Genomic DNA, 26,660 nt, shown 5'->3' with positions numbered 1-26,660 from the left:
ATTTATGATATTTATAGCGTTTTGTTTACTTCTGGAAATTAAATACCTACCAGCTATGTAAAAAGGTACATTCAAATGTAAAACGGAGATTTAAGATTTTTTGCGTTTATCTAACAAATCTGGATTTTCTAATGGATTTTCTTCTCCTTTCAAGGACTTATCTATTTTGTCAATATATTCAAGAGAATCATCTATATAAAACTCTAAGTCAGGCACGCGTCTCAATTGATTTTTAGTCCTCTGAGATAAGTTATGTTTAATACTATTTTTATTGGCTCTAATTCCTTCAAGTAACTCCACTCCTTTATCATGTGGAAAAATACTTAAATAAACTTTTGCCATAGACAAATCTACCGTAACATTAACCTTGGTTACCGAAATAAGAACTCCATTTAATCCTCCATCTCTTGCAGCACTTTGTAAAATATCTGCCAAATCCTTTTGCAGTACTCCTGCTATTTTCTTCTGTCTATTACTTTCCATAGTGCAAAAATACGTATTTTAGTACGAGTTATTTATTCTTTTAAAAAAAGTAGCAAAATTAAAAAGCATACTCCATTCCCTATCTTATGAAAAAAATAGAACACATTGGCATTGCCGTTAAAAATATTGAAGATTCAAATAATCTTTTCGCTTCACTTTTTGGAAAACCACAGTACAAAACCGAAACTGTAGAAAGTGAAGGTGTTAAAACTTCATTTTTTGAAGTTGGACCAAATAAAATTGAACTTCTGGAAGGAACCACCGAAACTAGTCCCATAACCAAATTCATTGAAAAAAAAGGAGAAGGCATTCATCATATAGCTTTTGACGTAGAAAATATTGAAGATGAAATTACACGTTTGAAATTGGAAGGTTTTACTGTTCTCAATGAAACTCCCAAGAAAGGAGCAGACAATAAGTTAGTTGCATTTTTACATCCAAAAACTACAAACGGAGTACTGATAGAACTTTGCCAAGAAATTTCATAAAATAGTTTTTTTGTTTGGTGTATTCTTAAATTAATAGTAATATTGCATCCGCAAAATGCAGGTCCTATAGCTCAGCTGGTTAGAGCACCTGACTCATAATCAGGGGGTCCATGGTTCGAGCCCATGTGGGACCACTTTTACGCATTGCTAAGCCTTGAAAATATTTTTTTTCAAGGCTTTTTTATTTAAACCAATTAACTGCTATGAAAACCCACCACAGTATTCTATGGAAGAATTTCTGGCGCAGTAAGACTACATAATGGAAACACTTTGATCTGTGAAGGTGATTACGGGTTTTGGGAAGTTTCTCCAGAAAAAGAAGTTGTTTGGAAATATAAAGTGCAAGATCAACTACTATGGAGAGCATATGATTTTCTAAAATCTAGTGATAAACTCACAGAATTAAATATTGAAAATTAACAAATAACCTACACATTTTATACTTTGTAACTAACTTATTGTGAAAGTTTATTGCCTAATAGTAATTCTCACAATAACTTTGCAATAAATTAACCAACATTCACATTACATGAAAAATTTTTACCAAAGTATTCAGATAATGCTCTTTCTGATACTTATGTCAACATCAATATCGTCGGCACAATCAAATCAATACCTACACTTTGATGGTACCGATGATTACACACAATTTGACAACGCCTCTTCTTATTTATATGGATCAAGCTCCATAACCATGGCTGGATGGTTCTATACAGACGAACTTATTTATGGCCAAGGAATGATGAGTATCCGAGGTGGAGGAACAGGTAATGGACAAATGTATGTCTTACAACTAAGTAACGGCGCATTAGAGTGTAGACTAGTAACTTCTAGCAACACATTATATGAAGTTACTGCTCCAGAAGGAACCATCGTTGCTGGGCAATGGCAACATATTGCATGGGTGTATGCTGGTTTCACAGTAAGACTTTATATTGATGGCGAATTAATCGGTTCAAGTTTTGCACCAGGTAGTGGGTATTTTGCTTCAGATGACAGACCTTTTACTGTTGGAAAATCTTTGCTATCCGGTTATAACTTTATCTATAAAGGTAGAGCCGATGAAGTTTCTTTATGGAACAAAGCACTTAGCCAAACTGAGATTCAGGATATGATGGATAACGAACTGGATGGTGATGAAGAGGATCTTGTGGTTTATTACAAATTTAACCAAGGAACTCCTGGAGGAGATAACACTTCAATCACTCAAGTTTTAGCGCAAAGTGGCGAAACAAGCAAAAATTCTACTTTATACAACTTCGCTTTAACAGGAGAAACTTCAAACTTCAATGGTACTTTAGACGATAATTTTCAAGTAATCACATTCAACGATATTAGCGATAAATTAACTACAGATGAACCTTTTACAATAGCTGCTACATCTACTTCTGGACTTGATGTAACTTACGAAGTTGTTTCCGGGCCAGCTACCGTTGATGGCAATACTGTAACGCTAGATGGAACCGCAGGTGAAGTTACTTTAAAAGCAAGCCAAGGCGGAAATGAAACCTATGAACCAGCTACAGATGTTTATACTTCTTTTGAGGTGCTTGATCCAAATGGAATACTAGTAACTACAGATGTTCTACACCCACTTGCAGGAAATGTATATGCTTCTTCTTTAATTCCTATGAAAGTTGCTATTAGAGCTGAGATTGAATACCCAGAACTATTTTCTGTAAGTACTGTTACTGCTACAATAGATAACGAAGATGTTACATTAACAAATCATGGAAATGGATATTACACTGGCTGGTGGACTCCTTCTTCTTTTGGAAACCACAATCTTGAAGTAAACGCAGATAACAATTATAGTGCTACCAATACAACATCGTTCTCATTCAATTTATCTTCAAGTGCGAGTGACGAAACCGTAAACGCTACTACAGATGTTTGGGTGAGCGCAGATTATCCAACGTTAACCGTAGAATCTGATCTTCCTAGTTATGTAGATTCTTACGATGAAATATTAGGAACATTATATATTGACTGTCCTGACGGAGGTTGTGATCCTTGGGATAGAGTTTCTTCTATAGAAGCGCAAGGTAAAGATGGAGAATGGTATGAAATTATTAGATACCTAACTCCTTATGGAGTGAGCTGTACAAGTTCCATCAACTTAACAGATTTTAAATCTATTCTGAAAGGAAAAACAAAGTTTAGAATCAACCTTTCTACTCAAGGAAATGGTTTCTTATACACCCTAGAGCTTGCATACTCTGCAGGAGTAGATGCTAATCCTTACGGAAACATTCAAAAATTATGGTATCAAACCTATCAATTTGGTGATCCGGCTGACTTACAACCAACAGAAGAGTTTAACCTTGAATATCCTGAAAACACGAATGAAGCTAAAATAAAATTAGTTTCTTCTGGTCACGGTTGGGGTGAAAACAATACAGGAAATGCTGCCGAGTTCCAGGCGAACACTCACCACATTTGGGTAAACGATGCACAAACATTCTCTCAGTACAACTGGAATACATGTAGTCCTAACCCAGATGGATGTAGTCCGCAATCTGGAACATGGGAATACAACAGAGCTGGTTGGTGTCCTGGAAGTATAGCTCAGTTTTTTGATTATGATATGACTTCCTATATTTCTGAAAATGGAGTTGATCTTAAGTATATATTTGATCAAAGTTATACAGACTATTGTCATCCAAACAACCCTGATTGTATTTCTGGAGTAACTTGTACAGATTGTAGTGATACCTTCAATCCACATTTAGTTGTTTCTTCTTACTTGATATCTTTTGGTAGTTCTCCATTGGAAACTATGGGTACTCAAGAAACGCCAGAAGCTAATTATATCAATATTTATCCTAACCCTTCTTCTGGTTTATTTTATGTGAATGCTGATGTTAACAGACAAATCAAAAATATTCAAGTAATAGATCTTCAAGGAAGAATTATTAGAAATATTGCAGTAACCGATGGTGTTACCACTACTGAAATAGACATTAGAAATCAGGCTACAGGAGTTTATATGCTTACAATTACAGAAGCTAATGGAACTAGTATTACTAAAAGAGTAATCAAAGAATAGTTCTAATTTCAATACACAAAATCAAAAAAAAGCCAGCAATATAATCGCTGGCTTTTTTGATTTTATGTCCCGTCCTGAAATAAGTTGACATAAAAACGACTTATTAATCCATTTCCGAGCAAGTGAAACTAATACATTTTTAAATAGTTAACCAACCATAAGAAATAGGAGGCGTGTGAAAACATGGAGAAACAAATTGGATAGAATACACCACATAGTTCCCGAACTATAAGTGCTCTTAGGTTGTTTCTTAAACGTAAAAAAGGTTAGCCATACCGACTAACCTTTTATATATCAAGTGTTTTTATCTTTAAAAATCAGAAGTAAACCCACCATCATCTGTATCTGGTTTCTCGATAGGTTGTTCTCCTTCTTCTACTATTCGTTTTCCACAATTCAAATCGATTGTCATTTCTTCCGGAGGAGTAAAATCTTGATCTGAAATTTCTAGTTCTTCTAAGCTGTAACAATCGCGCATGTAATTTGCCCAAATTGGTAATGCCATTGAAGCTCCTTGACCATAAGCGATACTTCTAAAGTGAACTGATCTATCTTCACCACCAACCCAAACGCCGGTAACCAAGTTTGGAACAATTCCCATAAACCATCCATCACTATTGTTTTGAGTGGTCCCTGTTTTACCAGCAATAGGATTCTTGAAATCCCATGGGTATCCAGTGATGATCTCTTGGTAAACTTTGTTCCATTTATCTGCACCCGTAGTTCTTAAACGAACACCAGAACCAGACTCTGTTACCCCTTTCATCATCTCTACCATGGTATATGCTACCTCAGAACTCAAAACATCACGAGATTCTGGTTTGTATTCAAATAAAACAGTACCGTTTTTATCTTCAATACGAGTTACAAGTACAGGTTTTACATAAACTCCCTGATTTGCAAAAGTACCGTAGGCTCCAACCATTTCATAAACAGAAACATCGGGTGTTCCTAAAGCAATTGATGGAACTTCTGGAATTTCAGAATCAATACCTAATTTGTGTACCAAGTCAATAACAGGAGCAGGACCAATTCTATCTATCAAAGTTGCCGTTACTGTGTTTACCGAGTTTGCCAAAGCATCTTTTAAGGCCATCATTTCTCCAGTAGTTTCTCCACCAGAATTTCTAGGACACCAAGGCTTTGGGTTGTTGTACTTATTAGCATCTATACAATGCGTTACATCAGGTACTTCATAGCAAGGCGCTAAGTGTAATTGATCCACTGCTGTAGCGTATACAAATGGCTTAAACGTAGAACCAACTTGACGCTTCCCTTGTTTTACCATATCAAACTTAAAATGCTTATAGTTGATACCCCCTACCCAAGCCTTTACATGGCCGGTTTGTGGCTCCATGGACATCATACCAGATCGTAGAAATGATTTGTAATACCTAATGGAATCCATTGGAGTCATTACTGTATCTATTTCGCCTTCCCAAGAGAACACCTGCATAGGTACTTTTTCTTTAAAAGACGCTTCTATTTCATCATCGGGTTTACCAAGATCGTACTTCATATGACGCCATCTTTCTGATTGCTTCATTGCTCTTTTCAGCAATCCATTTACCTCAGCTTTCGATAGATTTACAAACGGAGTAGTGCTATTTCTTTTCGGAGTATTTTGAACAAAATATTCCTTTTGAAGATCTTTCATATGATCATTCACGGCCTTCTCTGCAAACTCTTGCATACGTGAATCTATCGTAGCATAGATTTTCAAACCATCTAAATACAAATTGTATTTTTCGCCATCTTCTTTTGGATTTTCATTTATCCAATCTTTCATGTAAGAACGAATATATTCTCTAAAATAAGTGGCAATACCAGCGTTATGAGATTCTGAATGGTAATCTGTTTCTAGCGGTAATTTTTGTAAAGAATCTTTTTCCTGCTTGGAAATATAATCATAATTAAACATCTGAAACAACACTGTATTCCTTCTATCTAATGTCAATTTTTCTCTTCTAAATGGGTTGTAGTAAGATGAATTCTTTAACATACCCACCAACATGGCGCTTTGCTCTATTTTTAAATCTCTAGGCTCTACTCCAAAATAGGTTCTTGCAGCAGTTCTTATTCCATCAGCATTGTAATTGAAATCATACATATTAAGATACATGGCCATGATTTCCTGTTTGGTATATTGTCTTTCCAAACGGATAGCAATTACCCATTCTTTTGCTTTCTGAAGTACTCTTTTAATACGATTTGTGGAAGCAGTTTCTGTAAATAATAACTTTGCTAACTGCTGTGTAATTGTAGATGCACCTCCACGTTTACCTAAATAGGTAACAGCTCTTAACGTACCGCGAGCATCAATCCCAGAATGCTCATAAAATCGGATATCTTCTGTAGCAACAAGTGCTTGCTCTATGCTTAATGGAAGGTCTTTAAATTTTACCGGTGTACGGTTATCGCTTAAGTAAAATTTACCCAACGTTTCCCCGTCTGAAGAGATAATTTCTGAAGCTAAATTAGTTTCGGGATTTTCCAATTGTCTAAAATCAGGCATTGGCCCAAAAACACCCCAAGAGGCAAATAGAAATATGAACAATACGCTTAATGCTCCCAAAAAGTATAGCACCCAAAAACCAATGATGTACTTTTTAAAACTGGTTTTCTTTGTATTGGTCTTGTTTGTAGCAGCTTTTTTCGCCATTTAATTTATTCTTTTGCAATTTTTTCTATTGAAATACCAACATCTGTAACTCCGTCAAGCGCAATGATTCCTTTTACAGAACCATTTTTTCGCATTGCTTGTAAAATATCAATTGTATAATCTCCGGATTTAGGAAAAACAAAACCATCGTTCATTCCTTTATACCAAAGTTTATTTTCTTTTAAACCTGTAAATCCTTCTCCTAAAAACTCTCCATTTGGTTTTGCCATTTCGTACTGCAATGTATCTGAAACTACATTCCCATCAGGATATTCCATTTCAACAATCATATACAGGTTGCTATAGGCATAATCTTCATTATTTCGAAGATTGATAAAAATATTATACGGGTTTATAGTATCTGGACTCTGCACATGAAATTGAATGGTATCATTTCTATTCCAAGTACCTTCTATAGCTTTTGTTTCACTATAAATAGTAGCATTGTCACAAGATACGACTACGCCCAACAAACATGAAAACAACAAAAATTTAATCTGGTTTCTTAGCATTCTTGTTATTGTTGTTGTTCTTAGAGTTTCTATTATTGTTATTGCGTCTTTTTTTCTTCGGTGCATTGCCTCCCGAATTATTTTTTGGTGTATGGTTATTTCCTTTGTTTTCTGCAGAAGGTGTTTGCTTCTTAGGTTTGTTTTGATTGTTTGAAGAACCTTTACCAGCGTTGGAATTATTACTATTCTTTTTTGGTTGATTTTGATTCTTTGGACCTTTTGATGGCGCACCTTGACCACCGCTATTTTGATTCTTATTGCGGTTATTTTGGTTGCTGTTTCTAGGTTTGCGTTTTTTCTTCTTTTTAGGTTGATCAAAACGTGTTAAACTATCTTGCCCAACTACATTTTCAAAATCAATTTTTGTAGCAACTTCTTCCATCAATTCAGAAGCATATTCTTCCAAACTCGCTACTCGCCTTTTATTGGTGTTTTGTTCAATAATCTCGTTAACTTGCTCTACAGTAAGTTTATGCCAATGCATACTAGCTTCCTCATAGGCAAACCACATCAATCCTTTGAAAATATCTATTTTTTGACAAGCGGCTCTCCCCTTTTCAGTAAATAACTTCACATCTGCTTTTGGAAAATTATTCAGTGCATCTAAATAGGTGTCTAACTCATAATTTAAACAGCACTTCAATTTTCCGCATTGTCCTGCTAATTTCTGAGGATTTAACGAAAGCTGCTGATAACGTGCTGCCGCTGTATTTACCGATCTAAAATCGGTTAACCAAGTGGAACAACACAATTCTCTACCACAAGAACCAATACCGCCTAAACGAGCAGCTTCTTGACGAAAACCAATCTGACGCATTTCGATACGAATGCTAAATGCACGCGCCATGTCTTTAATCAACTGGCGAAAATCTACTCTGTCTTCTGCTGTATAGTAAAAAGTAGCTTTAGAACCATCTCCCTGAAATTCAACATCAGAAATTTTCATTTGTAAATTCAGTGCAATTGCTAACTCTCTAGAACGCTTCTGTACATCCGCTTCGCGAGTTCTTGCTGTTTGCCAAATTTCAATATCCTTTTGTGATGCTTTACGATAAATCTTCGGAAGATTTTCATCTTCCCATGAAACCTTTTTCTTTTTCATTTGCACCTTTACTAGCTCGCCAGTTAAAGTTACAATTCCAATATCGTGCCCTGGAGAAGACTCTGTAGCTACAACATCTCCAATACTTAAGGTTACATTTCCGGTATTTCTAAAAAATTCTTTTCTACTATTTTTAAAACGAACTTCTACACAGTCAAACACTGTTTGACCGCTTGGAAGTGACATATTTGAAAGCCAGTCAAAAACAGTCAGCTTATTACAGCCATCGGTACCACAAGTACCATTGTTTTTACATCCTTTTGGCTGACCGTCTTTTCCACTTGAACAATTGGAACAAGCCATATTTGTATATATTATTTCGGTAAAGACAATGCTTCCCGAATAAGGTTCATAAATCTTTTGTAAGCTGTAAAGATACTATTTATTCTTCACAACTATAGGAACGCAAAAAAGCTACCAATTATTTTTTGAACTTCAATACTTCTGAACGCCCTTTCTTAAAAATCTTGTTGCTATTGTCTTTTCCTTTGCGCAATTTCTTTTGCTCTTCGTAAGGTAACGCAACAATCTCTTTGCACTCGTCTGAGCAACAATGATTCATTTTTTCGGCACATTCTTCGCACTGAATAAACAACAAATGGCAACCTTCGTTAGCGCAGTTTACGTGGGTATCGCACGGTTTTCCACATTGGTGACAATGCGCTATTACATCTTCTGAAATTTTCTCGGCTCTACGCTGATCAAACACAAAGTTTTTACCAATAAATTTATTTTCTAAACCTTGCTCGTCTACCTGACGGAAGTAATTAATGATTCCGCCTTCTAACTGATACACTTGCTGAAAACCTTTGTGCTTGTAATAGGCAGAAGCTTTTTCGCAACGGATTCCACCCGTACAATACATCACTAGTTTTTTGTCTTCTTTATGCTCGCGAAGATCTTCTTCTATCAAATCTAACGAATCACGAAACGTATCCACATCAGGAGTAACAGCTCCTTTGAAATGACCAATTTCACTTTCATAATGGTTACGCATATCTACCAAAACCGTATCTGGGTCTTCTAGAATTTCGTTGAATTTAACGGCATCTAAATGCACGCCTTTGTTAGTTACATCAAATGTATCGTCATTCAATCCATCAGCAACAATTTTATCACGAACTTTCACTTTTAGCTTTAAAAACGAAAAGTTGTCTTGCTCAATGGCAACGTTCAAACGAACATCTTTTAAAAATGAAATGGTATCTAAATGTGTTTTGAACTCGTTGAAATTATCGGCAGGCACCGAAAGTTGAGCGTTGATGCCTTCTGTAGCAACGTAAATTCTACCTAAAACATCTAAGGAATCCCACACCACAAACAAATCGTCACGGAATTGTTGTGGATTTTCAATTTTGGCGTACTGATAGAAAGAGATGGTTAACCGCTCTTTGCCAGCGGCCTCTATTAATTCTGCTCTTTCTTTAGCACTTAAAGTATTGTACAGTTGCATGCTATACTAATTATTTAAGGTTAAAGATTTAATTTTCAAGTGCAAAGCTACACTTTTTTTGTGGAAATGATTTTTACCGGGCAAGCTTTTTGTGCTTGCACACATTCTTCGAAAATGGATTCATCAAAAGATTTGATGGTGTGAAATCTCTTTTTTTCGGTAGAATGCAGCAACACACTTTTTCCGTCTTTTTTAGACATTTGAAACTGTGCGGGCGCCATTTCTACACAATAGTTGCAACCAATGCATTTTTCGCGCTGTAAGGTAACTACAACCATTATTGTTGCACTATTTTGTATAATTTATCGGAAAGTCTGATTCTAAAATCTAACGGAATCGTACAGCTATCGCCTTTTTTGGCAGTATCCAATTTTTCATCGTTCACCATCATTTGTGTAAGCTCTAACTCTTTTACTCCGGTTGTTGGGCCAGTGATTAAAATTTTATCGCCAATTTTTAAATCGTAGGCTTCAATTTTAAATTCGGCAATATTTGCTTTCGGAAAATAGTGCATTCCTTTACCAATGTACAATTTCTTCTGAGTAGCTTGCGATCCTGGACCATCGCTCCATTCTCCTAATTTTTGGCCTAGATAGTAACCACTCCAAAAACCACGGTTGTACACTTTTTCAAGTTCGCCCATCCAATCGGCTACTTTTTCTTTAGAATACGTTCCTTCGTAATACGCATCAATTGCTTCACGATAGGTTTTGATCACTGTTGCTACATATTCCGGAGCTCTACCTCTACCTTCAATTTTCAAAACTTTGGCTCCGGCATCAATTACTTGATCTAGAAAGTCTAACGTACACAAGTCTTTTGGAGACATCATATATTCGTTATCCAATTCAATCTCAAAACCACTTTCCTGATCGATTACCGTATATTTTTTTCTACAGTTTTGTTTGCAAGCGCCACGGTTTGCAGAAGAATTGTGCGAATGTAAACTCAAATAACATTTACCAGAAACCGCCATACACAAAGCGCCATGACCAAAAATTTCAATCTCTACCAATTCGCCATTGGGTCCTTTGATTTGTTCTTTTTCAATCTGATCACAAATTTTCTTTACCTGGCGTAAACTCAATTCACGACTCATTACCATGGTATCGGCAAACATCGCGTAGAATTTTACGGTTTCTATATTGGTGATATTGATTTGGGTTGAAATATGAATTTCCATCCCAATTTGTCTTGCGTAAGCAATCACCGCTTGATCCATAACAATAACCGCAGTAATAGCTGCTGCTTTTGCAGCATCTAGCAAGGTTTTGATGATAGAAAGATCGTGATCGTAAATAATGGTATTCAACGTAAGATAAGTTCTCACGTTTTTTTCTTGACAACGACGGCTTATTTCTGCAAGATCATCAATTGTAAAATTAATGCTTGCACGGGCGCGCATGTTTAGTTGCTCTACCCCAAAATATACAGAATCTGCTCCATTCTCCAAGGCCGCTTGTAAGCTTTCAAAATTACCAGCCGGCGCCATTAATTCAATTTTTCCTGTAGGTGTCATATCTATCAATGCATTTTTCAGGCTGCAAAGATACATTTTTAAACAAAAAGCGCTTTGACAAAATCAAAGCGCTTTAAGTAGCTAATTCGTTTATACTCATTTTTTAAATAAATCATGCAATACTGCATGCCGAATAAAAACGAATTTCGCTAACCATCATCTAGTCTGCCACTTATACATATACAAATGGCAAACAGGGTATTTTTTGTAACAACCTTTTTTTTAATAAACCTCATACCACATCTCCTTTCTTCTCTTTAGATGAATATATACGAAAAAGGTTGCGTGCGAGATTGCTTCCTGATGAAAGAAATATTATTTTAGCAGTATCATATAACTATAAGTAAGGAAGAAATTAAATGAGTTCAGAAAAAGAAGCAAAGTTAAAAGCGCTGAAGCTTACGCTAGACAAATTAGATAAAACCTACGGTAAAGGTACCGTAATGAAGATGGGCGATAGTGCTGTGGAGAAGGTAGATGTAATTTCTTCCGGTTCTATTGGTCTTGATATTGCCTTAGGAGTTGGTGGATATCCTAAGGGTAGAATTATTGAAATTTTTGGACCTGAATCTTCAGGTAAAACCACCTTAACATTGCATGCCATTGCAGAAGCTCAGAAAAATGGAGGTATTGCTGCTTTTATTGATGCAGAACATGCTTTTGACCGTTTCTATGCTGAAAAATTAGGAGTTGATATTGACAACTTAATTATTTCGCAACCAGACCACGGAGAGCAAGCATTGGAAATTGCAGATAATTTAATTAGATCTGGAGCTATTGACTTAGTTGTAGTGGATTCTGTTGCTGCTTTGACTCCAAAAAGTGAGATTGAAGGAGAAATGGGAGATTCTAAAATGGGATTACACGCTCGTTTAATGTCACAAGCACTTCGTAAACTTACCGGAACTATTAACAAAACCAATTGTACCGTAATGTTCATTAACCAATTGCGTGAAAAAATTGGAGTTATGTTCGGTAACCCTGAAACTACAACAGGTGGTAACGCATTGAAATTCTATGCTTCGGTACGTTTAGATATTAGAAGATCTACACAAATTAAAAGTTCTGACGGAGATGTTGCCGGTAATAAAACTCGTGTAAAGGTGGTGAAAAACAAAGTAGCTCCACCATTTAGATCTGCTGAGTTTGATATTATGTACGGACAAGGAATTTCTAAAGTTGGTGAAATTCTTGATATTGGCGTAGAGTACGAAATCATTAAGAAAAGTGGTTCGTGGTTTAGCTACGGCGATAGCAAATTAGGACAAGGTAGAGATGCTGTTAAAGCATTGTTACTAGACAATCCTGAATTACTCGAAGAACTCGAAGAAAAAATAAAAGAAGCACTACAAACTGTGAATTCTTAACAATTCAAAAAATCCCGAAAAAAATTTTTCGGGATTTTTTTTGTCTTCTACGCAACCTTTCACTCTATTTACTATCTACAAAGTATAACTATAAAAATGAGAGGTAATTTATGAAAAAGTTGATTGTTTTATTGGTGATGTCCATGGCCCTTTTTTCATGTTCTTTAGATGACGACACAGTAAACTTCCACTATGAGTATTTGGAAACTGCATATGCCGAATTTCCAGAAGAAATGACTGTAAATGGTTCGTACCAAATAAATTTGTACTACTATTTACCTACAGATTGCTATGCTTTTAATGGCATAGAGTATTATTACACAGGAGATTTTGAAAGAACAGTTGCTATTAATGTAACTGTAAATGATGCCTCAAACTGTGAAACCCTAGAAGAAGCTGAACCAGACATTACGTATTTCAATTTTAACCCGCAAATGGCAGGAACTTATACATTTAAGTTCTTATCGGGTATGGATGAAAGCACTGGTGAGTATACCTACATTGATTACGAAGTAGAAGTACTAGAATAAAATTAAAATTTGAGCATAAACCAACTAATAGAGAATTGCCAAAAAGGAGAACGAAAAGCACAACACCAACTCTACCAACTCTTCGGAGCAAAATTGTTTAGTGTTTGCTTAAAGTATTCTCGTAACAAAGCAGAAGCGGAAGATAATCTGCAGGATAGCTTTTTGGTTATTTTTAAAAAAGTTGATCAGTTCAAAAACAAAGGTTCTTTTGAAGGCTGGTTGAAACGGATTACTGTGAATACCTGCCTTCAAAAATATAGAGGTCAAGGTGTTTTTGACATTATTCCCAATAAAGAAATCAAAGACGAGGAAGTAACGGTTACAGATTTTGAAGAAGAATCAGTAACTCTTGATTATTTATTAGACTTAATTCAACAACTTCCAGACCGCTATAGATTGGTTTTTAATTTGTATGTGTTAGACGGATACTCGCATAAAGAAATAGCCAACATGCTAACAATCTCAGAAGGAACATCAAAATCAAATCTTTCGAGAGCAAGGCTTATTTTAAAAGAGCGAATTGAAACGGAAAATGCAAAAAAAAAGAGTAGATCATTGTGATGATTGATGATGAAAAAAATATAGACAGACTCTTTCAGGAGAAATTCAAAGATTTTGAAGCCACTCCTGATGATAGTTTGTGGAATTCTATAGAAGCTCAACTCAATGAGGAAAAAGATGAAAAAGTAGTTCCTCTCTTTCCTTGGTGGGCAAAACGTGCTGGTATTGCTGCCATACTTTTAATAGCTGCCGGACTCGTTACTTATTTCAATCCTTTTAATTCGAACAATAACAATCAAGTTAAAAGTGTTGAGCAAGGGGTAGTAGACTCTGAAAATACGAAAGAGATAAATACATCTGAAAATGAAGTAGGTGAAAGTTCTGTTTCAAAAAGTTCTACAAATGAAAATGTTGTTATCGCAAGCGAAACTTCAGAAAAAAACATACAAAACTCTTCTAATGTTGATGCTACCAATAGCAACAAGAATACCTATAGTTCTAATACTAGCACAAAAGAATCTATAAGCGTTGCTAAAAATGCAGGCAACAAATACAACATCCAAAAAAATAAATATTATAAAGAGCTTAACCCAAATGCCGGTTTGAAAAAGGAGATGCAATACGCTACAAATTCAGACGAAAACAAGCCAAAAGCATCTTCACAAAAAACGCCACAACTGGCTCAGAATTTTGATATTTCTGGCCAAGATGGAAATGATGACAATAATATAAAGCTGAATAGTCCTTCCATTCAACAAAGCATTATTGACTCTCTACCCAACGACAACACCGTTGCTCAAGGTGAAACTTTAGATGACGTTCTTAAGAAATTAAAGGAACAAGATGATTCTGAAGAGGAAGAAGATGAAGTAGCCGCTTCAAGAAAAAAATGGTCTGTAATGCCAAATATGGCACCTGTTTATTATAGCAGTTTAACACAAGGGTCTCCAATAAGTAGTGAGTTTAGTAACAACTCAAAATCTGGTAATGTAAATTTAAGCTACGGAGTAAATGTAGGTTTAGAGGTTTCTAAAAAACTATCAGTGCGTTCCGGAATCAATAAAGTGCAATATGGTTACGCAACCAATGGTATTTACTTTACTAATAATGCACTGTCAGCCACAGACATTTCGTCAATAAATTATTCAAACTCTGGAGACGCTATCTTATTTTCTAATACTGGTAGTTCTACAAACACTTTAGTAGCAGAAATAGAGTCCAATGCTTCTGTAGCTAAACAAGAAGGTTCTTTAATTCAGAATATTAATTATATAGAAGTTCCTTTAGAACTAAAGTATAATCTGTTCGATAAAAAATTTGGTTTAAACATCGTTGGTGGATTTAGTACACTTCTGCTAAGTGACAATGAAATATTATTAAAAACGGGGAATGATCTTATTACCTCGGTAGGAGAAGCGAATAATATAAATAGTTTAAACTTTAGCACCAATTTAGGTCTGGGAATCAACTATAATTTCTCTGAAAGTTTGCTGTTGAACTTAGAGCCTATGTTTAAATATCAATTAAACACATTCTCAAATAACAATGGTTTTAATCCCTATTCATTGGGTATATATACAGGATTTAGTTTTAGGTTTTAGTTAGGTTAGGTTGTTAATTCAAAAAGTAATGATGACCTAAAATAGGCCTCCAACCTCTAAAAGTTGGAGGCTTTATTTTTTATGAAACTCCTGTAACTGATTTAAAATTACCGTGCGCGTTTCATTTTTCAATTTGACTTTATCGTTGCTTTCCAGTCCTTTTGTTTCTATTGCTGAATGGACCTTAGCTCTACTAATTCCTAAAGAACCATTGAAAAAAGTATATGGAAAACGCTGTTTATTGTCTGCAAAAGTTACCGGAACTATTGGTATTTGATATTGAAGCGCCAACCTAAAAGCTCCATCTTTAAAATTATCAAGAAAAACATCCTCCTCTGGAACACCGCCTTCAGGAAAAATACAAATACTTAAACCAGAATCTAAACGTTCTTGAGCTCTCTTATAAACAGCAGATCTACTCTTAGAATCTGTACGGTCTACTAAGATACATACACGTTTATAGAAAAAGCCAAATACTGGAATTTTAGAAAGTTCTTTTTTACCTACAAACACAAAAGGAGTTTTAGAAACTTTAAGCATCATCATAATATCTAGCATACTGGTATGGTTACCAACTAACATACAACTTTTGCCAAAAGTCATTTTTTGCTCTCTATAAATTTTTGGAAAAACCCCCATTCCATACAAAATGATATTTGCCCAAATATTACGAGCTAACCAAAAGAATTTGGGGTACCATTTTTCTTTGGAACTAAAAATTAACAAAATAGGGAATAGTACTATGATAGGTACTGCTACCAATAGGTAGAACCATATTCTCCAAATTAAAACAAGAAAAGCCTTTATGAAATTCATAAAGGCTAATTTATTAAAGTTTTTTTAATATACTACGTTAGTATATTTGTTCTATAGTAACATAAGTTTCTGGATTGTTAAAGCTTAAACTGGTAGATAAAGTAACCCAAAAATAAAAAGACATGGTATCACCTGCTGATAGTTGCACATACGTATCAATTATCTCATAGCCAGATATAGAAAGTAAAGAAGATGATTCTTCATAAACACTTCCATTTTTAAAAATAGCAGCATTTGTACCCACACTCAAAGTTTCTTTAATTTGAAGACGAACTTTAAATATTCCGCTATTTGCAGCAGTAAAAGAATAATTAGAAGTGCTAAACTCATTGCCCGTATCAAAATCTTCTATATTAAAAGGAATTTTATACCAAGATAATAGTCCTATACTTATCGAACTTCCATTGTTCTTAGCTTTCACAACTGATTTCCCCGAGTTAATCTCATTCCTAACACTATCAATAATTTGGGTGTACACTTGGCCAGCTGTAACTTTTTTTACAAATCCGCTACCGTCTACAACCATAATGGAGTCTTTAGCCGAAGCATCCGACCCTGCGGGTGTATTCACAATTCTAGCATCACCGTTTACATCAAGGGTGGCTTGAGGATCTGTTGTTTTAATACCTACTTGGGCATTCATGAAAGAGGCTATAAAAAAGCCACCTATTAAAAGAATAATTTTTCTCATATCGCAAAGTTTATCTGGTTTTACAATCTTCTGTGGGGGATAAACACAATACAAGGGGAAAACTTTTCGCTCTAAATTATCTTAAAGAAAAAGTATAGCTAAAAATTCGTATTGGGGAATACAAACTCTCACAAGCAAAACTGCTCGTGTGTAAAAATTATCAATAGGGGATTATCAAAAAATTAATTCTTTTCTTAACGCTGGGGAAGATTGTTAAGAGTAACCTTCAATGCTCGTTTAAGCAGTTTGATTTATGGGGTAAATCTTGTATTGTGAATATAGTAAAAAAATATTTATCTATTGTCCATCATAATGTTAATTTTTTACCGTTTTTTTGTACTATAATTACAAACAGAAAAGAACCATGTCTAGGATTTTAACTGGCATTCAAAGTACGGGAGTTCCTCATTTAGGTAATATTTTGGGAGCTATTTTGCCTGCTATTGAAATGTCTCAACAACCAGAAAACGATTCATTTTTATTTATTGCTGATATGCACTCTTTAACGCAAATTAAAGATGGAGAAACATTAAGGCAAAATACGTATAGCGTAGCAGCAACTTGGCTTGCTTTTGGATTGGATATTGAAAAAGTTGTGTTCTACAGACAAAGCGATGTTCCTCAAACAGCAGAACTTACATGGTATTTGAGTTGTTATTTTCCGTATCAGCGTTTAACACTTGCGCATTCCTTTAAAGATAAATCAGATAGATTGGCCGACGTGAATGCCGGGTTATTCACGTACCCTATGTTAATGGCAGCCGATATACTATTATATGATGCAGAATTTGTTCCGGTAGGAAAAGATCAATTACAGCATATAGAAATTACAAGAGATGTAGCCTCTCGTTTCAATCATCAAATGGGTGATACTTTTGTTTTACCAGAAGGAACCGTAAGAGAAGCTACACAATATGTTCCAGGAACTAATGGCGGAAAAATGAGTAAATCTGCCAATAACTTTATCGATATTTTTTTAGCAGATAAAAAATTACGCAAACAGGTAATGGCTATTGCAACGGATAGTACTCCGCTTGAAGAACCAAAAAATCCTGATACGTGTAATGTTTTTGCCATTTATAAAATTTTGGCTTCAGAAGATCAAATAGCTGAGATGAGAGCTAACTATGAAGGTGGAAATTATGGTTATGGCCATGCAAAGCAAGCCTTGTATGAATTGATTCTCGAAAAATTTGAAGAACCACGCAAAAAATTTCATTACTATATGGAAAACTTAGATGAAGTTGATGCTATTCTACAAACTGGAGCTGAAAAAGCAAGAAAAGTGGCTAATGAAGTTCTAAACCGAGTAAGACATAAAGTAGGGTACTAACCACAATATCTTATACAAAAAAAGGAGCTCAATTAGAGCTCCTTTTTCTTTTATACAATTTTGAACCATTTTCCCGGAAGAGGCTTTACCACACCTTTCATTTCCATATTTAACAATAAAGAGGAAACTTTAAATATGGGTAGAGCACATTCTAGAGCAATGATGTCTAAGAGTTCCTTTTCTTTATCCTTCAAGTAATTATAAATGATTTTTTCATCATCTGAAAGTTCTACAAATAACTGTTTTTGAATCGGTTTTTTAGTTTCTTTAGCAACATCCCAACCAAGATTATAAACAAGATCTGCTGCAGAAGTAATCATTTGGGCTTTTTGGAATTTGATCAAATCGTTACATCCTTTACTAAACTGATCTGTAACTTTTCCCGGTACGGCAAATACATCTCTATTGTAAGAATGGGCAATATCTGCAGTAACCAAGCTTCCTCCTTTTTCTGCAGATTCTATAACCACAGTAGCTTCGGAAAGCCCTGCAATGATTCTGTTCCTTCTTAAAAAGTTATTTCTATCAAAAATAGAAGTACTCCAAAAATCTGTAAAAAACCCTCCATTCTCCTCTACCCGCGCCATATATTTCTTATGTATTTTGGGGTAAATTTGATTAAGCCCGTGAGCCAAACAACCCACCGTTTGCAAATTATGTTGAATTGCTGCATTATGTGCACAAATGTCAACCCCATATGCAAAACCACTTACGATAACCACATCTAAAGGCGCTAACTCTTCCACCAACTTTTCACAAAACTCAGTTCCGTAGGTTGTAATTTGTCTTGTACCAACAATACTGATTATTTTTTTATTCTGAAGATCTATATTTCCTGACTGAAACAATAAAATTGGTCCATCATAACAATGTTTTAATCGTTCAGGATAATCGTCAGATTCATAATACAAAGGTGTGATGCCTTCACTTTTTATAAAAGACAATTCTGCTTCGGCACTTTTATGATAATCCTTTTTAAAAAGGTGTTTCACCATAAGCTCTCCAATACCATCTATCTTGGTTAGGTTTTCCTTTTTTTCTTTAAATACATTCGCTGCACTTCCACAAACTTGAATAAGTTTTTTAGCATTTACATCGCCTACTTTTGGTACACTTTGTAAGGCTAATACAGCTAACAAATCATCATCAGTCATATAACTTACTATATTTCAATATATAAAGATAAAAATTACATTCTGTTAATAATTTTTTGATAACAACATTTTATCGAATTTCATTTTTATTAAATTTGTTGTTATGCAGTTAGAACAATACATAAGCGACCTTTTATACAGATATCAGTGTGTTACAGTACCAGGATTTGGTGCATTTTTAACCAATTACAAATCGGCACAAGTACATCAAAGTACCAATGCATTTTATCCACCAAAAAAAGAGATTGCATTTAATTCGCAATTGAATACTAATGATGGATTATTGGTTAAATACATTTCTGATGTTGAAAAACTAGCTTATGATATTGTTTTAGAGAAGGTTACTTTAGAGGTTTCAAAATGGAATCAACTTTTGGCTTCCAAAGAAACTTTAGAGCTCAAAAATATTGGTGAGCTTTGGTTGAATACTGAAGAAAAAATTCAGTTCTCTCCTTCACAACACATCAATTATTTAACAGCTTCCTTTGGATTATCTTCTTTCGTATCTCAAGAAATAACTAGAGAAACACTTCAAAAAGAAGTTGTAGCTATTGAAGAAAAAACTCCAATCACCTTTACTCCAGAGGCTAGAAAAAGTCCGGCCTACTTAAAATATGCTGCCATTTTTGTTATTGGAGCAACAGTTGCAGGTGTATTTGGATACAATAAAGTTCAAAACGATTTTGAAACGCAACAAATAGTTACTGAGCAAAAAGCACAAGAGAAAGTAGAACAACATATACAAGAAGCTACTTTTTTTGGTAATACGCCATTAGAACTTCCTACGGTTCAACTTTCTGTTGAAAAGAAAATGTATAAATATTATATTGTTGCCGGAGCATTTAGAGCTGAAGAAAATGCAGATGTAAAGGTTCAGGAATTGAAAAACGAAGGATACAAGGCTACCAAAATAGGTCAAAACAAATACGGTCTTTGGCAAGTTGCTTTTCAAGGCTTTGATGATAACAGAGATGCCATCAATTTTATGCACCGCGTACGAAAGGATGAAAAAGGTGCTTGGCTTTTTGTTTCCAAAGCTGAATAATAGCTTCTATAAAACCCTATAGGAATTAACATACTTTTACCTATTGTAAAAGTTTATATAGCGTCTATAATCCTTACAACAACTGGTATATTTTATCGCCTTTTTTTTATTTTTTTGTTAAAAAAATCATGAAAAAAGCTTTCAAATATTCTTTTGAAGAAACAATTGATACCTTCGCCGATTCTTAGAAAGTGGTAAAACGTTTAAAGAGTTTTCCTCCGACCCAAACCCTTTTTTTAAGACCGGCAGCGGAGGTTCCAAAAAGCTGCCGGTTATTTACATCTCAACACAGCAATATCTTTATCTTTGCACAAAACCAAATAATTGAAGATGCAAGCAAAAACTCCTAGTGAATCTAAAACGGTAATGACAGACCTTGTTTTACCAGGCGAAACCAATCCTTTGAACAACCTTTTTGGTGGTGATTTATTAGCTCGAATGGATAAAGCCGGTAGTATTGCCGCCAGAAGACATTCTAGACGCGTGGTAGTTACTGCCTCTGTAAATCATGTTTCTTTTAATAGATCTGTTCCGCTAGGAAGCGTTTTAACCATAGAAGCAAATGTTTCCAGAGCATTTAAATCCTCTATGGAAACTGTTATTGATGTTTGGATAGAAGATCGTGAGAGTGGAGAACGTACCAAAGCAAATTCTGCTATTTACACCTTTGTAGCAGTAGACGATACGGGAAAACCAATAGCAGTTCCTCCTATTCAACCAGAAACACCTTTGGAGCAAGAACGTTTTGATGCCGCTTTGAGACGCAAACAATTGAGCCTTGTTTTAGCCGGTAAAATGAAACCCAATGAAGCTACCGAACTAAAAGCAATTTTTGAATAATAAATACCCAACCGCTTATAGCGGTTTTTTTATGATGAAACAGATTTTTAAAATTTCAGCTATTACTATTACAACATTACTGGTAAGTTGTAATTCAACACCACCACCAAAAGAAACACACAAAGAAACAACTGAAAGCTCTTTAATGGTTGACGGAAAACTTTGGTCTTCTGCTTATCAACAAAACGCAGCAGAATACAAAGCACTTTGCTTTCAAGCCTATAATATTGCCAAATTAAGATTAGATCAGGCCCTTCAGAAAGACGCAAATAAAGCCTTGGCCATTATCACCGATGTAGACGAAACAGTTCTTGATAATAGTCCAAACTCTGTCTACCAAGGTCTTCAAGGAAAAGGATATGAGAGTGAATCTTGGAAAAACTGGACTGCAAAGGGAACTGCAGATACATTGGCCGGTTCCAAAAACTTCTTCTCCTATGCAGCTTCTAGAGGAGTTACGGTTTTCTATGTGACCAATCGTGGAGAAGATGAAGTTGAAGGAACATTAAAAAATCTAAAAGATTTTGATTTTCCGTATGCTGATATAGGGCATATACTACCAAAAACAACTACTTCCGATAAATCAGAAAGAAGAGAAAAAGTGCTTAAGGACTATGAAGTTGTATTGTACATTGGCGATAATCTAGGTGATTTTTCACATGATTTTGATTCAAAACCAAGCTCTGAACGAAATTCAAACGTTGAAAAAGCTTCAGGACAATTTGGGAACAAATTCATTGTTTTGCCTAATTTTAATTATGGAGGTTGGGAAAAAGCATTTTATAAGAATAGCTACAAATGGACAGATGCTCAAAAAGATTCACTCATAAAATCAACAATGAAATCATATTAAGTAAAAAAGGGAGAAAATTAGTTTCTCCCTTTTTTTATGACTACTATTAAACTTATGCTAAAGCAGTTATAAATTTCTATTTACTTTAATGATTTGGTCATAACTTGAAATAAAAAAGTTATGGGATTATTAGTTTTGGTTCGTCATGGACAATCGGATTGGAATAAGAAAAATCTATTTACTGGCTGGGTAGATATTCCATTAACAGATAAAGGGATCGAAGAAGCTATGAAAGCTGGGAAAAGCCTGGCATCTGTTCCTTTTGATATTGTATACACTTCCACCCAAATTAGGGCTATTGAAACTGCTATGCTATTACTAGCAGAAAACACTTCTCAAAAAACTCCCGAAATAGTTCATAAAAAAGGAAAAATGAAAGAATGGACCACCATTTATAGTGAAAAAACTCAACATGAAATGCTTCCTGTATTCATAGATTGGCATTTGAACGAACGCTATTATGGTGAACTCCAAGGTAAAAACAAACAAGAGATGGTAGAAGAATTTGGCGAAGAACAAGTTCATCAATGGCGTAGAAGTTTTGCCACTCCTCCACCAAACGGAGAAAGTTTGAAAGACACTTCAGAAAGAACAATTCCGTATTTCAAAAATGAAATTATTCCGCAGTTAGAACATGATAAAAACATTCTAATTAGTGCCCACGGAAACAGTTTGAGATCTATCATCATGGAAATTGAAAATATTGCACAAGAGGATATTCCAAATCTTGAACTGCCCACTGGAAAACCTATTTGTTATACCTACAAATCGCATGAATTTTCCAAAGATAAAATCGCATAAAAAAGTGTACATTTGAGAATCATATAAAAATTCAATCTCAAAATGAACATTAAACAATTTCTAACAGTTGCTTTTGTGTATTTCACATTTGTTTCTGTATTTGCTCAAACAACCTATAAAACCGTTGAAAACATTGCCTATAAAACAGGAAAAAACCTGACCGAATATGAAAAGGAACGATGTAAACTAGACATTTATTACCCTGAAAATCTAGAAGCTGTACCAACAATTATATGGTTTCACGGCGGAGGATTGGAATTTGGTCACAAAGAAATTCCTTCTGAATTAAAAGAGAAAGGAGCCATTATAGTTGGAGTAAATTATAGACTTTCTCCAAAAGTGAAAACACCTGCATTTATAGAAGATGCAGCTGCAGCTACTGCTTGGGTTTTTAAGCATATCAGCGAGTATAACGGAGATCCAAAAAAAATAGTACTGAGCGGACATTCTGCAGGTGGTTATTTGGATATGATGGTTGTTATGGACAAAAGTTATTTAGCAACATATGATATAGATGCAAATGACATTGCAGCTTTGATTCCATTTAGTGGCCACACCATCACTCATTTTACCACAAGAAAAGAACAAGGAATAGCGGGTACACAACCCATAATAGATAAATACGCACCTTTATTTCACGTTAGAAAAGATGCTCCTCCAATTTTATTAATCACAGGCGGTAGAGAAGTAGAAATGCTAGGACGTTATGAGGAAAATGCCTATTTCTACCGAATGATGAAAGTTGCCGGACACGAGGATATTCAAATCAAAGAATTACAAGGTTTAAACCATGGTGAAATGGTAAAACCTGCATTTACATTACTCATCAATTACATGAAATCTATAGATCTTTTACCTAAAAAGTAAGGATTTACATTTTTGCAATCCAAAGTTCTGGGTTAAGTTTTATGGTGTTTTTATAAATAAGAAATTTCATTTCGGTTTTTCCAGTAGTTCTACTCGTAAATACTTGACCCAAAGCTTGCTTTGCCGCAACTTTATCTCCCTTTCTCACATAACTTTTCGAAAGGTTTGAATAGGTGGTTATAAAATTACCATGACGAATATAAATGGTTGCTTTGTTATTAATCACCATAATATTCATAACCTCTCCTTCAAAAACGGCGCGAGCATCTGCTCCTTCGTTTGTTACAATATTTACACCATTATTCAAATGTTTTACTCCAGGATAAACCGGATCTGAATATTCTCCATATCCTTGAGAAACCACTCCGCGCTCCACAGGCCAAATTAAACGCCCTTTGTTAGCCGCAAAGTTATTAGCAATCATTTTATCTTCCGGAGTTAATGCAAATTGATTACTAGCCGTTTTTTCAACGGTTTTACCAGACTTTCTAGCTTCTGCCTCAGCTTTTCTTCTACTTTCGGCAATCGCTTCTCTAATCAAACGCTGAATCTCTTTTTCAAGACGATCTGCTTCTTGTTGTTTGGTTTTTATTTGCGCCAAATATCCACTTTCCTTTTTCTTTACAGATGCAATTAATTCTTGTTGTTGCTTACGCTCTACTTCCAGCGAATTTTGAGCTTTTCTATTTTCAGCAATTAAAACTTCTTTATCCTTTCGCTGTTGAATAAGTGATTGATTTAATTGTTTTAATTCTTCTGTTTTAGATTGAATAGCCAAACCTTGTTTTTTGCGATGGTCACGATACTGGCTCATGTATTCCATACGCTTGTAAGCTTGAAAAAAACTTTCAGAAGACAACAAAAACATCAACCTGTTTTGCTTGGATTTGTTTCGATATGATTTACGAATCATTTTTGCATAGTCTTCTTTCAGCACTTGCAATTCTGAACGTAATTTTTCAATATTTCTTTGATTGTTATTGATCTCTCTACTCAACAAATTAGCTTGTTGATTGGTAACTTTTATCAATTCTTGACGAACACTAATCTTCTTGTTCAACCCTTCAATTTCGGTAGCCAAGGACTTTCTTTCTTTTCCTTGTTCTTGCAGCAATTGCTGAATTTGATTTATTTCTTTCATCAAATCGCTACGCTTTTGCTCCAGTGCTTTTTGCTCTTTTGATTGAGAAAAACCACTACCTATTGCCAAAAAGATAAAGGCTATACTACAAATATATGTTTGAAGTGTTCTTGTCATGTTTAGTCAAGCATAATTCTATCGTAACCGCTAGGTACATTATACGGAAAGGTCACTTTTTGGTTGAATTCAACGTTTTTATATTCTATACCAATGATCGTTTTTTTACCTGGTTCTTCTACAGTAACAGTTAAATTACTAGGAAAAGGTTGACCATCAATATCTTCATACGAATCATAAGAAATACTAGAAACTCTAGATTCCGCCGGCTGTGCTACTTGTTGTAGCGCCATTTTATAATATTTTGGTTCAATTTGGAAAAGACGCTTGAACAAAACCATATCAGTTTCCGGTTTCAATTGGTATCTGTTGTCAACAATGTTAACAGTGTATTTATCTTCTTTCAGATCAAAAATTGCCTGACCGATCAATACATTCTGTAACTTTTCAAAGTCGATTTCTGTTCCTAGAATTTTACTAATATAAGAGAAATCGCCGTCAAAATATGTGTTGTCTATTCTGTTATAAAAAGAAACATGAGTTGGCGTAATGTAAGCCTTTACCATTCCTAAAAAAGACTCACTCAACCAAATAGTTTTATCTTTTTCTATACGAACATTTACTCCAAAAGATTGGGAATTATCGCCATCATCAAATCTAATTTTCATTTTACCACGAATTGTTTCAAACTCCAAATCGTTTATATAATGATTTTTGATGATCTTCTTAGCCGTAAGACTATTGTTCACGGTTCCTTCTCCAATAACGCTTTTTGGCTTACACGAATAAGCCATGGTAATTATAGAAAGTGCAATTACTACTCGCGAAATGTATTTCATACAATTATATATTTTTTGCTTTTTGAAGGTATTCTTGTTCTTTTTGAAGGTTTCCCAGCTTTTTATGGCAAGCTGCTAACTCAGCATAAATTTGCTTTTCCAATACAATATCATCTATTAAAAAACTGAGTGCATTTTCTAAAGACGAAATAGCTTTGTTATAAGCGCCCAAATTCTCATGCGCAACACCATTCATAAAATAGAAAATAGATTGCGACGGATAGCTTTCTAATGCTGAATCACTTGTTTCAAGCAACTTTTTATAATCTTTATTTTTTAGCAAACTACTCATTTCTTGCTGAAGCTGTTCTACCGGATTTTCTTCTTCGGAAGTGGTTTCATCTGCTTCGGCCTCAATTACTTTAATTTCATTTTCCATTTTTGCCTGATGCTTTTGAAAAGCTTTGTAGCGCATTCGCTGCTTTTCTCTCGCAGAGGAAGTTCCATATAGATTATCTAACTCATCTAGTAATTTCAAAGCTTTATCATAATCCATTGACCTTGCGTACAGCAATACCAATGTTTTTTTAAAAGCATCATTTCTTTGAGCCAAATTTTCAGCAACTTCAATAGCTTCGTCTGTTTTATTTTCAGCTTGATAAGCATCTAACAGCGCTTCTGAAAACCAACGATTATCCGGATCTTTTTCAATAGCGGCCAAAAAATAATTTTCGGCTTGTTCATAAGATTTCAGTGAATAATAATTTCTACCCAATTGAAAATCTACCGTTGCATTTTCTGGATCTAGCTCTTTACATTTTTTAAGATAGTCAATGGCTTTATCGTAATTTTCAATAGCGCGCTCTCGCATAGCTTCAAAAAAGTTCTCCTGAAAAGCATCTTCTACTTGTTCGGTTGTTACATCGGCATTTTCATCTTCGTTCTGAGCAGAAAGCTTTGGTATGCTCACCACACAAAAGAGAAAAAATACTATGTAAAACCGATTTTTTATCATT

26 protein-coding genes and 1 tRNA gene are annotated in these 26,660 nt (G+C 34.8%); 14 read left to right on the top strand and 13 right to left on the bottom strand.

The annotated features are described in order from the left end of the window. Positions 1 to 90 precede the first annotated feature (90 nt). Entirely contained in the window at positions 91 to 483 is a 393-nt protein-coding gene (gene rbfA, locus BM383_RS00950) for a 30S ribosome-binding factor RbfA (RefSeq protein ID WP_093021703.1), read from the bottom strand. Between the two features lie 86 nt (positions 484 to 569). Here rbfA and mce point away from each other — a divergent pair, with 86 nt between their 5' ends. The 4 genes from mce to BM383_RS00935 all read left to right on the top strand — a co-directional run bounded on the left by mce (position 570) and on the right by BM383_RS00935 (position 4,020). Next, complete coding sequence (gene mce / locus BM383_RS00945; RefSeq protein ID WP_093021700.1) at positions 570 to 971, top strand: methylmalonyl-CoA epimerase; 402 nt, start codon at positions 570 to 572, stop codon at positions 969 to 971. Between the two features lie 60 nt (positions 972 to 1,031). Further along, positions 1,032 to 1,105 (top strand) — tRNA-Ile (locus tag BM383_RS00940). A gap of 136 nt (positions 1,106 to 1,241) precedes the next feature. Further along, entirely contained in the window at positions 1,242 to 1,391 is a 150-nt protein-coding gene (locus BM383_RS18765) for a hypothetical protein (protein ID WP_177229046.1), read from the top strand. Between the two features lie 157 nt (positions 1,392 to 1,548). Further along, complete coding sequence (locus BM383_RS00935) at positions 1,549 to 4,020, top strand: T9SS type A sorting domain-containing protein (protein ID WP_177229045.1); 2,472 nt, start codon at positions 1,549 to 1,551, stop codon at positions 4,018 to 4,020. A gap of 310 nt (positions 4,021 to 4,330) precedes the next feature. Here the strand turns inward: BM383_RS00935 and BM383_RS00930 are convergent, their stop codons facing one another. The 6 genes from BM383_RS00930 to BM383_RS00905 form a co-directional block, all read right to left on the bottom strand. Next, positions 4,331 to 6,682, bottom strand: a complete 2,352-nt coding sequence (locus BM383_RS00930) for a penicillin-binding protein 1A (RefSeq protein ID WP_093021695.1) — start codon at positions 6,680 to 6,682, stop codon at positions 4,331 to 4,333. A 5-nt stretch (positions 6,683 to 6,687) separates the two neighbouring features. Then, positions 6,688 to 7,194 carry a gliding motility lipoprotein GldH gene (locus BM383_RS00925; RefSeq protein ID WP_093021692.1) on the bottom strand — a complete coding sequence of 169 codons (507 nt, stop codon included), beginning with the start codon at positions 7,192 to 7,194 and terminating at the stop codon, positions 6,688 to 6,690. Further along, entirely contained in the window at positions 7,175 to 8,599 is a 1,425-nt protein-coding gene (locus BM383_RS00920; RefSeq protein WP_093021689.1) for a PSP1 domain-containing protein, read from the bottom strand. Before BM383_RS00920 ends, BM383_RS00925 begins: the two co-directional genes overlap by 20 nt. Positions 8,600 to 8,717: 118 nt before the next feature. Continuing rightward, the gene (trhO, locus tag BM383_RS00915; protein WP_093021686.1) at positions 8,718 to 9,749 is read right to left on the bottom strand and encodes an oxygen-dependent tRNA uridine(34) hydroxylase TrhO; all 1,032 of its coding nucleotides are present in this window, start codon (positions 9,747 to 9,749) and stop codon (positions 8,718 to 8,720) included. 47 nt (positions 9,750 to 9,796) lie between these two features. Further along, positions 9,797 to 10,027 carry a ferredoxin gene (locus tag BM383_RS00910; RefSeq protein ID WP_093021683.1) on the bottom strand — a complete coding sequence of 77 codons (231 nt, stop codon included), beginning with the start codon at positions 10,025 to 10,027 and terminating at the stop codon, positions 9,797 to 9,799. Then, a complete protein-coding gene (locus BM383_RS00905) occupies positions 10,027 to 11,268 on the bottom strand; it encodes a peptidase U32 family protein (RefSeq protein WP_093021681.1) in 1,242 nt (413 codons plus the stop codon). The genes BM383_RS00910 and BM383_RS00905 overlap by 1 nt, the downstream gene beginning before the upstream one ends. A 359-nt stretch (positions 11,269 to 11,627) precedes the next feature. Between BM383_RS00905 and recA the strand changes: the two genes are divergently transcribed. The 4 genes from recA (at position 11,628) to BM383_RS00885 (ending at position 15,267) form a co-directional block, all read left to right on the top strand. Beyond that, the gene (recA, locus tag BM383_RS00900) at positions 11,628 to 12,635 is read left to right on the top strand and encodes a recombinase RecA (protein WP_093021678.1); all 1,008 of its coding nucleotides are present in this window, start codon (positions 11,628 to 11,630) and stop codon (positions 12,633 to 12,635) included. Positions 12,636 to 12,745: 110 nt separating this feature from the next. Further along, positions 12,746 to 13,165: a hypothetical protein gene (locus BM383_RS00895; protein ID WP_143106323.1), complete on the top strand. Its 420-nt coding sequence runs from the start codon at positions 12,746 to 12,748 to the stop codon at positions 13,163 to 13,165. Between the two features lie 9 nt (positions 13,166 to 13,174). After that, positions 13,175 to 13,726 (top strand): RNA polymerase sigma factor, encoded by a 552-nt coding sequence (locus BM383_RS00890; RefSeq protein ID WP_093021672.1) that lies wholly within the window; start codon positions 13,175 to 13,177, stop codon positions 13,724 to 13,726. Continuing rightward, positions 13,726 to 15,267 carry an outer membrane beta-barrel protein gene (locus tag BM383_RS00885; protein WP_093021669.1) on the top strand — a complete coding sequence of 514 codons (1,542 nt, stop codon included), beginning with the start codon at positions 13,726 to 13,728 and terminating at the stop codon, positions 15,265 to 15,267. Before BM383_RS00890 ends, BM383_RS00885 begins: the two co-directional genes overlap by 1 nt. Positions 15,268 to 15,339: 72 nt before the next feature. On the opposite strand, the gene BM383_RS00880 is transcribed toward BM383_RS00885, so the two are convergent. Both BM383_RS00880 and BM383_RS00875 read right to left on the bottom strand, forming a co-directional pair. Then, positions 15,340 to 16,083 (bottom strand): lysophospholipid acyltransferase family protein, encoded by a 744-nt coding sequence (locus BM383_RS00880; protein ID WP_093021666.1) that lies wholly within the window; start codon positions 16,081 to 16,083, stop codon positions 15,340 to 15,342. 37 nt (positions 16,084 to 16,120) lie between these two features. Next, positions 16,121 to 16,774, bottom strand: coding sequence for a BclA C-terminal domain-containing protein (locus tag BM383_RS00875; RefSeq protein ID WP_093021663.1), 654 nt, complete (start codon positions 16,772 to 16,774; stop codon positions 16,121 to 16,123). 364 nt (positions 16,775 to 17,138) lie between these two features. Between BM383_RS00875 and trpS the strand changes: the two genes are divergently transcribed. Beyond that, complete coding sequence (gene trpS, locus BM383_RS00870; protein ID WP_093021660.1) at positions 17,139 to 18,107, top strand: tryptophan--tRNA ligase; 969 nt, start codon at positions 17,139 to 17,141, stop codon at positions 18,105 to 18,107. Between the two features lie 50 nt (positions 18,108 to 18,157). Here trpS and dprA read toward each other — a convergent pair whose 3' ends face one another. Beyond that, positions 18,158 to 19,261 carry a DNA-processing protein DprA gene (gene dprA, locus BM383_RS00865; RefSeq protein WP_093021657.1) on the bottom strand — a complete coding sequence of 368 codons (1,104 nt, stop codon included), beginning with the start codon at positions 19,259 to 19,261 and terminating at the stop codon, positions 18,158 to 18,160. A 103-nt stretch (positions 19,262 to 19,364) separates the two neighbouring features. Between dprA and BM383_RS00860 the strand changes: the two genes are divergently transcribed. The 5 genes from BM383_RS00860 to BM383_RS00840 all read left to right on the top strand — a co-directional run bounded on the left by BM383_RS00860 (position 19,365) and on the right by BM383_RS00840 (position 23,667). Then, positions 19,365 to 20,306 (top strand): HU domain-containing protein, encoded by a 942-nt coding sequence (locus tag BM383_RS00860; protein ID WP_093021654.1) that lies wholly within the window; start codon positions 19,365 to 19,367, stop codon positions 20,304 to 20,306. A 330-nt stretch (positions 20,307 to 20,636) separates the two neighbouring features. Further along, positions 20,637 to 21,146 (top strand): acyl-CoA thioesterase, encoded by a 510-nt coding sequence (locus BM383_RS00855; protein WP_093021651.1) that lies wholly within the window; start codon positions 20,637 to 20,639, stop codon positions 21,144 to 21,146. A 31-nt stretch (positions 21,147 to 21,177) separates the two neighbouring features. Continuing rightward, the gene (locus BM383_RS00850; protein WP_093021648.1) at positions 21,178 to 21,999 is read left to right on the top strand and encodes a 5'-nucleotidase, lipoprotein e(P4) family; all 822 of its coding nucleotides are present in this window, start codon (positions 21,178 to 21,180) and stop codon (positions 21,997 to 21,999) included. A 120-nt stretch (positions 22,000 to 22,119) separates the two neighbouring features. Next, a complete protein-coding gene (locus BM383_RS00845; RefSeq protein WP_093021645.1) occupies positions 22,120 to 22,800 on the top strand; it encodes a 2,3-bisphosphoglycerate-dependent phosphoglycerate mutase in 681 nt (226 codons plus the stop codon). A 42-nt stretch (positions 22,801 to 22,842) separates the two neighbouring features. Beyond that, complete coding sequence (locus tag BM383_RS00840; RefSeq protein WP_093021642.1) at positions 22,843 to 23,667, top strand: alpha/beta hydrolase; 825 nt, start codon at positions 22,843 to 22,845, stop codon at positions 23,665 to 23,667. A 4-nt stretch (positions 23,668 to 23,671) separates the two neighbouring features. On the opposite strand, the gene BM383_RS00835 is transcribed toward BM383_RS00840, so the two are convergent. From BM383_RS00835 to BM383_RS00825, 3 genes are read right to left on the bottom strand one after another with little or no spacing between them, the layout of a single operon-like run. Next, on the bottom strand, positions 23,672 to 24,925 hold the full coding sequence (locus tag BM383_RS00835) for a murein hydrolase activator EnvC family protein (RefSeq protein WP_093021639.1): 1,254 nt from the start codon (positions 24,923 to 24,925) through the stop codon (positions 23,672 to 23,674). A gap of 2 nt (positions 24,926 to 24,927) precedes the next feature. Further along, positions 24,928 to 25,704, bottom strand: a complete 777-nt coding sequence (locus BM383_RS00830; protein ID WP_093021636.1) for a lipoprotein insertase outer membrane protein LolB1 — start codon at positions 25,702 to 25,704, stop codon at positions 24,928 to 24,930. Positions 25,705 to 25,708: 4 nt separating this feature from the next. Beyond that, a complete protein-coding gene (locus tag BM383_RS00825) occupies positions 25,709 to 26,659 on the bottom strand; it encodes a tetratricopeptide repeat protein (protein ID WP_093021634.1) in 951 nt (316 codons plus the stop codon). Position 26,660 lies beyond the last annotated feature (1 nt).

The sequence above is a fragment of the Pustulibacterium marinum genome, assembly GCF_900116665.1.
GTDB classification, from domain to species: domain Bacteria; phylum Bacteroidota; class Bacteroidia; order Flavobacteriales; family Flavobacteriaceae; genus Pustulibacterium; species Pustulibacterium marinum.
The sequence above is the reverse complement of the archived record's forward strand: the minus strand, read 5'-3'. Positions and strand labels throughout refer to the sequence as shown.

What these genes read in the sequence shown, in the direction of transcription:
- rbfA (WP_093021703.1), bottom strand. Translation starts at nt 483, where the DNA reads ATGGAAAGTAATAGACAGAAGAAAATAGCAGGAGTACTGCAAAAGGAT.
- mce (WP_093021700.1), top strand. Translation starts at nt 570, where the DNA reads ATGAAAAAAATAGAACACATTGGCATTGCCGTTAAAAATATTGAAGAT.
- BM383_RS00935 (WP_177229045.1), top strand. Translation starts at nt 1,549, where the DNA reads ATGTCAACATCAATATCGTCGGCACAATCAAATCAATACCTACACTTT.
- BM383_RS00930 (WP_093021695.1), bottom strand. Translation starts at nt 6,682, where the DNA reads ATGGCGAAAAAAGCTGCTACAAACAAGACCAATACAAAGAAAACCAGT.
- BM383_RS00925 (WP_093021692.1), bottom strand. Translation starts at nt 7,194, where the DNA reads ATGCTAAGAAACCAGATTAAATTTTTGTTGTTTTCATGTTTGTTGGGC.
- BM383_RS00920 (WP_093021689.1), bottom strand. Translation starts at nt 8,599, where the DNA reads ATGGCTTGTTCCAATTGTTCAAGTGGAAAAGACGGTCAGCCAAAAGGA.
- trhO (WP_093021686.1), bottom strand. Translation starts at nt 9,749, where the DNA reads ATGCAACTGTACAATACTTTAAGTGCTAAAGAAAGAGCAGAATTAATA.
- BM383_RS00910 (WP_093021683.1), bottom strand. Translation starts at nt 10,027, where the DNA reads ATGGTTGTAGTTACCTTACAGCGCGAAAAATGCATTGGTTGCAACTAT.
- BM383_RS00905 (WP_093021681.1), bottom strand. Translation starts at nt 11,268, where the DNA reads ATGACACCTACAGGAAAAATTGAATTAATGGCGCCGGCTGGTAATTTT.
- recA (WP_093021678.1), top strand. Translation starts at nt 11,628, where the DNA reads ATGAGTTCAGAAAAAGAAGCAAAGTTAAAAGCGCTGAAGCTTACGCTA.
- BM383_RS00895 (WP_143106323.1), top strand. Translation starts at nt 12,746, where the DNA reads ATGAAAAAGTTGATTGTTTTATTGGTGATGTCCATGGCCCTTTTTTCA.
- BM383_RS00885 (WP_093021669.1), top strand. Translation starts at nt 13,726, where the DNA reads ATGATTGATGATGAAAAAAATATAGACAGACTCTTTCAGGAGAAATTC.
- BM383_RS00880 (WP_093021666.1), bottom strand. Translation starts at nt 16,083, where the DNA reads ATGAATTTCATAAAGGCTTTTCTTGTTTTAATTTGGAGAATATGGTTC.
- BM383_RS00875 (WP_093021663.1), bottom strand. Translation starts at nt 16,774, where the DNA reads ATGAGAAAAATTATTCTTTTAATAGGTGGCTTTTTTATAGCCTCTTTC.
- trpS (WP_093021660.1), top strand. Translation starts at nt 17,139, where the DNA reads ATGTCTAGGATTTTAACTGGCATTCAAAGTACGGGAGTTCCTCATTTA.
- dprA (WP_093021657.1), bottom strand. Translation starts at nt 19,261, where the DNA reads ATGACTGATGATGATTTGTTAGCTGTATTAGCCTTACAAAGTGTACCA.
- BM383_RS00860 (WP_093021654.1), top strand. Translation starts at nt 19,365, where the DNA reads ATGCAGTTAGAACAATACATAAGCGACCTTTTATACAGATATCAGTGT.
- BM383_RS00855 (WP_093021651.1), top strand. Translation starts at nt 20,637, where the DNA reads ATGCAAGCAAAAACTCCTAGTGAATCTAAAACGGTAATGACAGACCTT.
- BM383_RS00850 (WP_093021648.1), top strand. Translation starts at nt 21,178, where the DNA reads ATGATGAAACAGATTTTTAAAATTTCAGCTATTACTATTACAACATTA.
- BM383_RS00845 (WP_093021645.1), top strand. Translation starts at nt 22,120, where the DNA reads ATGGGATTATTAGTTTTGGTTCGTCATGGACAATCGGATTGGAATAAG.
- BM383_RS00840 (WP_093021642.1), top strand. Translation starts at nt 22,843, where the DNA reads ATGAACATTAAACAATTTCTAACAGTTGCTTTTGTGTATTTCACATTT.
- BM383_RS00835 (WP_093021639.1), bottom strand. Translation starts at nt 24,925, where the DNA reads ATGACAAGAACACTTCAAACATATATTTGTAGTATAGCCTTTATCTTT.
- BM383_RS00830 (WP_093021636.1), bottom strand. Translation starts at nt 25,704, where the DNA reads ATGAAATACATTTCGCGAGTAGTAATTGCACTTTCTATAATTACCATG.
- BM383_RS00825 (WP_093021634.1), bottom strand. Translation starts at nt 26,659, where the DNA reads ATGATAAAAAATCGGTTTTACATAGTATTTTTTCTCTTTTGTGTGGTG.